Source organism: Phaeovulum sp. (assembly GCF_041596715.1).
Classification (GTDB): Bacteria; Pseudomonadota; Alphaproteobacteria; order Rhodobacterales; family Rhodobacteraceae; genus UBA6213.
The window spans coordinates 1-6,040 of the sequence record NZ_JBFHIA010000194.1 but is presented as its reverse complement, the minus strand read 5'-3'; the positions used below and the strand labels follow the sequence as shown (position 1 = coordinate 6,040).

4 protein-coding genes and 2 pseudogenes are annotated in these 6,040 nt (G+C 63.2%); 4 read left to right on the top strand and 2 right to left on the bottom strand.

The features are described from left to right. The 4 genes and pseudogenes from ABY403_RS12485 to ABY403_RS12470 all read left to right on the top strand — a co-directional run. A pseudogene (locus ABY403_RS12485) lies at positions 1 to 246 on the top strand (haloacid dehalogenase); the annotation flags it as partial. Beyond that, entirely contained in the window at positions 239 to 1,066 is an 828-nt protein-coding gene (locus ABY403_RS12480; protein ID WP_372841151.1) for an alpha/beta fold hydrolase, read from the top strand. The pseudogene ABY403_RS12485 and the gene ABY403_RS12480, both read left to right, overlap by 8 nt. Then, the gene (locus ABY403_RS12475) at positions 1,063 to 2,019 is read left to right on the top strand and encodes a threonine/serine dehydratase (protein WP_372841150.1); all 957 of its coding nucleotides are present in this window, start codon (positions 1,063 to 1,065) and stop codon (positions 2,017 to 2,019) included. Before ABY403_RS12480 ends, ABY403_RS12475 begins: the two co-directional genes overlap by 4 nt. A 172-nt stretch (positions 2,020 to 2,191) precedes the next feature. After that, positions 2,192 to 3,925 carry a hypothetical protein gene (locus ABY403_RS12470; protein WP_372841149.1) on the top strand — a complete coding sequence of 578 codons (1,734 nt, stop codon included), beginning with the start codon at positions 2,192 to 2,194 and terminating at the stop codon, positions 3,923 to 3,925. 27 nt (positions 3,926 to 3,952) lie between these two features. Here the strand turns inward: ABY403_RS12470 and ABY403_RS12465 are convergent, their stop codons facing one another. Both ABY403_RS12465 and ABY403_RS12460 read right to left on the bottom strand, forming a co-directional pair. Beyond that, positions 3,953 to 4,957, bottom strand: a complete 1,005-nt coding sequence (locus ABY403_RS12465; protein ID WP_372841148.1) for an SUMF1/EgtB/PvdO family nonheme iron enzyme — start codon at positions 4,955 to 4,957, stop codon at positions 3,953 to 3,955. Next, a pseudogene (locus ABY403_RS12460) lies at positions 4,954 to 6,040 on the bottom strand (hypothetical protein); the annotation flags it as partial. The gene ABY403_RS12465 and the pseudogene ABY403_RS12460, both read right to left, overlap by 4 nt.

Genomic DNA, 6,040 nt, shown 5'->3' with positions numbered 1-6,040 from the left:
GAAAGCGTTGGCGTGTTCAAACCCGATGCCTCGGTTTATGCGCTGGTGCCCGAGCATTTCGGGTGCCGCAATGACGAGGTTCTATTCGTTTCCTCCAACGGCTGGGATGCGGCTTTTGCGGCGGGTTTTGGTTTTACCACCGCCTGGGTCAACCGCGCCGGTCTGCCGATGGATCGCCTGCCTTCCCGCCCCCAGCACCAGTTGCCAGACCTCTCTTCTATCCCGGAGCTTGCCCAAAGTGCCTGATTTCTTTACCGCCGCTGATGGCGCCCGCCTTGATTTTACCGACGAAGGCGAAGGTTTGCCGCTGATCGCGCTTGCCGGGCTGACGCGTAGCGGCAGCGATTTTGACTATCTTGCGCCGCATCTGCCCAAGGGCGTGCGGTTGATCCGCCCCGATTATCGCGGTCGAGGCGGTTCTGCCTGGACTGGCGCAAAAACCTATACCGTGCCGCAAGAGGCGCGCGATGTGCTGGCGTTGATGGACCATTTGCGGATCGAGCGCGCGGCGATCATCGGCACGTCGCGCGGTGGTCTGATTGGCATGTTTCTTGCCGCGACCGCGAAGGCGCGGTTGCAGGGGCTTTGTCTGAATGACGTTGGCCCCGCGCTGGAACGAAAAGGGCTGGAGCGGATTTTCGACTATGTCGGTCGGGTGCCGCGCGCCAAAAGCTGGGACGATCTGGCCGGGATGCTGCCGGGGTTGATGCCGGGTTTCGCGAATGTTCCGGCCAGTCGCTGGCGTGAGGAAGTGCGGCACCACTATATCGAAACCGGGCAGGGGCTGGCGCTGCGCTATGATCCGGCGCTTCGCGAAGCGTTTCTTGATGCCTTCAAGGGGCCGGAGGCTGATCTTTGGCCGTTGTTTGACGCATGCGCAGGCTTGCCGCTGGCGCTGATCCGGGGTGCCAATTCGGACCTGCTCGGCACCGCGAACGCCGCCGAGATGCGTCGCCGTAGGCCTGACATGATCTTTGCCGAAGTGCCCGACCGCGCGCATGTTCCGTTTCTTGACGAACCCGAGGCGGTGGCGGCGATTTCGGCTTGGTTGGAGGTGATGGCATGAACCGCAGCGACGTTCTGGCAGCGCAGGGGCGGATTGGTGCGCATGTGCGCAAGACGCCGTTGCTGAGTTCAGCCGCGCTGGATGCCTTGGCGGGGCGGCGGGTGTGGCTGAAGGCGGAATGCCTGCAACACACTGGCAGTTTCAAGGCGCGCGGGGGCTGGTCGGCGCTATCGGCACTGGCGCCCGAGGCGCGGGCGCGTGGTGTCATCGCGTATAGTTCGGGCAATCATGCGCAGGGTGTGGCGCGTGCCGCTGCGGCCTTTGGGGCAAGCGCGGTGATCGTGATGCCCGCAGATGCGCCAGCGGTGAAGATTGCCAACACGCGCGCGCTGGGTGCCGAGGTGGTGCTATACGACCGCGCCACTGACGACCGCGACGCGATTGGTGCGCGCATGGCCGAGGCGCGTGGGTTGACGCTGGTCAAGCCATTTGATGATCCGATGGTGATTGCAGGGCAAGGGACCATCGGGTTGGAGCTGCTGGACGATCTGCCCGAGGGCTGGCAGGGCGAGATATTGGTGCCCTGCGGCGGCGGCGGCATGAGTGCGGGAATTGCGCTGGCGCTGGAAGGCAGCGGTGCGCGCGTGCGCACCGTAGAGCCGATGGGTTTTGATGACACCGCCAGATCTTTGGCTGCCGGGCGGATCGAGCGCAACGCGCGGCTTTCGGGTTCGGTCTGTGATGCCATCGTCACGCCGGCACCGGGGGTGCTGACCTTCCCGATCCTGCATCGGCTTTGTGGGCCGGGGCTTGCCGTTTCCGACGAACAGGCGATGGAAGCGATGGTTCTGGCGTTCCGGCATCTGCGAGTCGTGCTTGAACCGGGTGGTGCAGTGGCACTGGCGGCGGCGTTGTTTTTGCCCGAGATCGCGGCGGACGTGGTGGCGATCGGGTCTGGCGGGAATGTGGACGAGGCGCTTTTTGCCGCCGCGCTGGCAAAATACCCCGGATGAGTCGCGGTTAAGTGTGCTGCGACGCAGCGTAAAAATGAAAAAAATGTTGGAGGGCCGCTGTTCCTCGCGGGGTGCTTCTTTGCGGGATAGGCCAGATTCCGCCTACATAACTTGATCTTAACCAATATCAGAGGTAGTTGATGCTCAAGGGACAGTGACCGGAAAAGCACACGTGAAAATATTTGATATGACGCGCGACCTGCGGGTGCCCAATGCGGGTGTCTGGCCAAAGCACCGTGGTGCCCTGCTGGCAAGTGCTGCGATACTGCTAACGGGCACAGCCGCGGCTATGACGCTAGCTGTTGTGCTGCGTAGCCCGCCGGTCAGCGTGGCCGCGCCTGCGCCGTCGCAAATGGTGCTGCCGCGCCCGCTGTCTATATCGCCAGAACTGCCTGAGGCATTGGTTGCCGCCGTGATAGGGTTGCAGGCGGACCCGGTGATCCGGCGCGAAGAGCCGATTTCATTTGTCGCGCTGCCGCCGCTGGCTACATCTACGGTGGTGACGATGAGCAGCAAATCCGCGCCCGAGTTTGAGGCCGCAGCCAGCGCCACGGTCACTATCGTCACCGCGCTGCCGCTGCCTTCGGCCGAGGTGCTGGCACCGATTGCGCCAGAGGCTTTCGTCGTTGATGTTGCGGTGCCCGGTGCCGATACCCCACGCCCTGCACTGCGCCCCGATGCCATTGCTGCGCTAGCTGCGCCTGCCCGCCCGCTGCCGCGCCCAGAGCGCGTCTTGGCCGCTGCGCCGACAATGCCGCAACCCACCCCGCGCCCGCAAGCCAACCCGGTTGCCGCGGCTTCGTTGGTGGCTGCGACACCCGCGCCGCGCCCGTACGAGCAGGCCGATACGGTGCTTGCCAGCGCGCAAGCGCCCGCCGCCGCGCCTGTCGTTGTCGCGGCACAGTCTGCGGCACCCGCCAGCTCGCCCATGCCAGAAACGCGCCCGGCAAAGGTGCTGCTGGCCGCTGCGGCGGCGGTGGCCGCGCGCCAAGCTGCGGGTGCAGTCGCCGCCGCACCCGAAGTGGTGCAGACCGTGGCGCTGCGCGAACCGGTGGCACCGAATACGGGCGCGCTTGCCGATGCACTTGCCCGTTCACCAGTAGCCGCCGACTGCACATCGAAACTGTCGCGCGGCATTCCGCGCCGTTCAAACAACGCGGTGGGCGGGAACGAGTTTGGCACCACGCTGGCGAATGTCAGCGGTGTCGCGCGTGACCAGTTGATCGCGCGCGAGGTTCTGTCCGGCAACGTGCCGCAGTTCTTGCGGAACCTCATTCCGGTCAGCCTCAGCGGCACTGCCGCAACCGGCAAAGCCGTCACAATCACGGTATGCGTAACACCTGATTATGTGGCGGTGGGCGACGATGATGATTTTCTGCGTGTGCCGATGGGTCTGCCCGAGGCCGCGCAGATCGCCGATAGCCTTGGCTTCATGCTGCCGACCACCCGCATCGTCGATGCGATCTTTGCGCAGGCGGCGCTTCAACTGACGCCGCGCCCAATGCAGGCCGGCCCGCAGATGACATCGACTAGTTACCTGCGCGAGCACAATACCACCATCGACAACCAGATCCTTTCGTCGAACCTGAGCAGCGGTGCCTTGGTGGCTGGGATCAAAAAAGATCTGGTGCTGACCAATGCCTTGCGGCGGGCCCCCGGGCAGGTTGCGATCTATGGCTGGCATCAGGCCAATGGCCGCCCGATTCAGCCGCTGACAACGGTGCACGGACAGCACTATTCTGATTACAGCCACGGTGTGCGGCTTGTCAGCCAGACCGCCTATCTGAACGGTCGTGCGGTTGCTTTGACCGACCTGCTGGAAGATCCCAGCTACGCGCAGATCCTCAGCTCTGAAGGGCCGATCGCGCAATCGGAAATGCTGCTCGCGTCGCTCTACACGCGCTGACCCGGCCCTTGGGCCCGCGCCCTCGGATCAGATCGACTTGCAGCAGCGAAAGCCCAGATGGTAGTTCGAGTGGCTGCCCGAAGACATCACCGAAGATCCGTGCCAGAACGGCGCGCGCCAGCGGCACCATTCGGGGTGCGCGCGGATCGAATCCCAGATGAACCAGCTTCCCTTCATTTCGGTGACACCCAGCGTGGTAGAGCCGAGCGAGGTCATCTGCGAAGGATCGAGCGGCAGGTTCATATGTTCGGCCGCGTTGCCATGCAGGTCGTAGACTTTCAACTGGCCCGTGCAGCCGGGAAAGCTGCCAGTGGGGTAGGTGTTCGAGCCGCAGCCCGAAAAGTTGCCGCCATTGCATGAGGCGTTCTTGAAGCTGCCGCCCGCGCAGACACCGGGCTGATATGTCGCCCCATAGGCCCAAGCGCGTTGCGGTTCGTATTTGGCGTTATGCGCTGCTTGCATTCGCGCAACGGCGGTAGAGGGCGATACGCCGCTTGCCAGATCGAAACGATAGTCGGGTGCCTCTAGCGCACCTGCGCAGGCACCTTCCCATTCATGCGCGTCGCAAAGCCGCTTGCCTTCAGCCGCGCAGATTTGTGCCGCCTCTGACGCTTTCACCCATACCACGGGGTAAGTGCAGGGCACGTTGGGATATTCGAACTGGTCGATACAGGCAGTAGCCTGCGAGGCGCTTTGCGTGCGCGGATCGTATAGCGGGGCCATATATTTTTCGCCACAGATCTGCTCGAAGCGCGCGTTGTCGTAATAGCGGATGCCGCCCGGAAGGCCCGCGGCGCATTCGGCGGGGCTCATGGGGTGGCGCGTTACCGCCGGGTTGCCCTGTCCGATGTAGTTGGAACGGGCGAAGATTTCCTTGATCCGCGCTACTTCGGCGGCACTGACCTTGCGGCCTGTGCGCATGTCCTCAAACATCTGTTCATTCAAATCGGAGATCGTCTGTGCCGCACTGCCGAGAGGGGCGAGTGCAAAGACAATCGCAAGACCGGCTAGAATACGCGACAGTGGTTTCATGATGGTGGCACCTTGCGCAACAGGTAAAAGAAATCACGGTTGTCCGAGTATGCCACAAAACGCGGCAGACGAGTGCCATCATTGGCGCGCGCATCGATGTCGCGCATGGCTTTCACCAGATGCGATATTTCCAAGCCCCCCTCGGGCTTGGGGGTGTAAACGGCAAGATAGGTATGTTCGACCGAGTTCATGTCGAGCTGCATCGCATATTCGCAGCCATAGGCCTGAAAAACCCGCGCCATCGCCGAGGGTGTTGCGGTCGAGAAATAGGCGTAGATCAGCATCTGGCGGCCCTGCACGGTTTTCATGCACGCGCCGGATCGCAAGGTCCGCAACTGCGCCTCGGCCGAACCGGACCAGTTACCGGGGCCCCAAGCCCGCACTAGCGGACCGGGTACGGATTCGCCTGTGGCAGGATCGGGGGCGATCAGTGGCACGCCGTTCTGGCGCGCGAAACGGATCTGCGGCAACAGCACATCATCCTCGGCGGTCCAAGTGCGCATACCGATAGTGCCATCGTCGAGCACATAGATCGTCGAAAGGTCGGGCACGAGCTTGCTTAGCACTGTGCCATTCACCACAAAACCGTAGTGGTGCCCAAAGTAGCTAAAGGCCAGATCACCAAACTTGAAGGCACCATGTTCGCGCTTGTAGCCGCCTGTAAAGGTGGCGGCCACACGCTTGGCTTGCGACGGGCTGATCATGCCCAGCGTTACCAGTGGCGTGCTCGAGGCGATGCCGTCAGGGCCGGGCAGGCGGTTATCGCGCCCAGAGCCCGAGGGGCGCGGCGACCAGTTCAGCGCCGGGTGATCAGTGCCCACCTCGTAGCCCACGTCGAACTCTGACAGATCGAAGGCGACGAGGTAGGCGGTCGCCCAGCGTTCCACATCGTCAAGCCAGTTGGTTTCGTTGGGGCGGTTGAGAATGTCGGGGCTGATTTTAGCGGGTTGCACGACGCTTGCGTAAACGCCACTGCTGCCCTCCATCGCATACCATTTGCCCTGCGCCATGCCACCTTCGGGTGCGCCAATCAGCGGTATGCCACCAGAGGACGAAATCACCGGGTAATCGACCAGCGCCGCT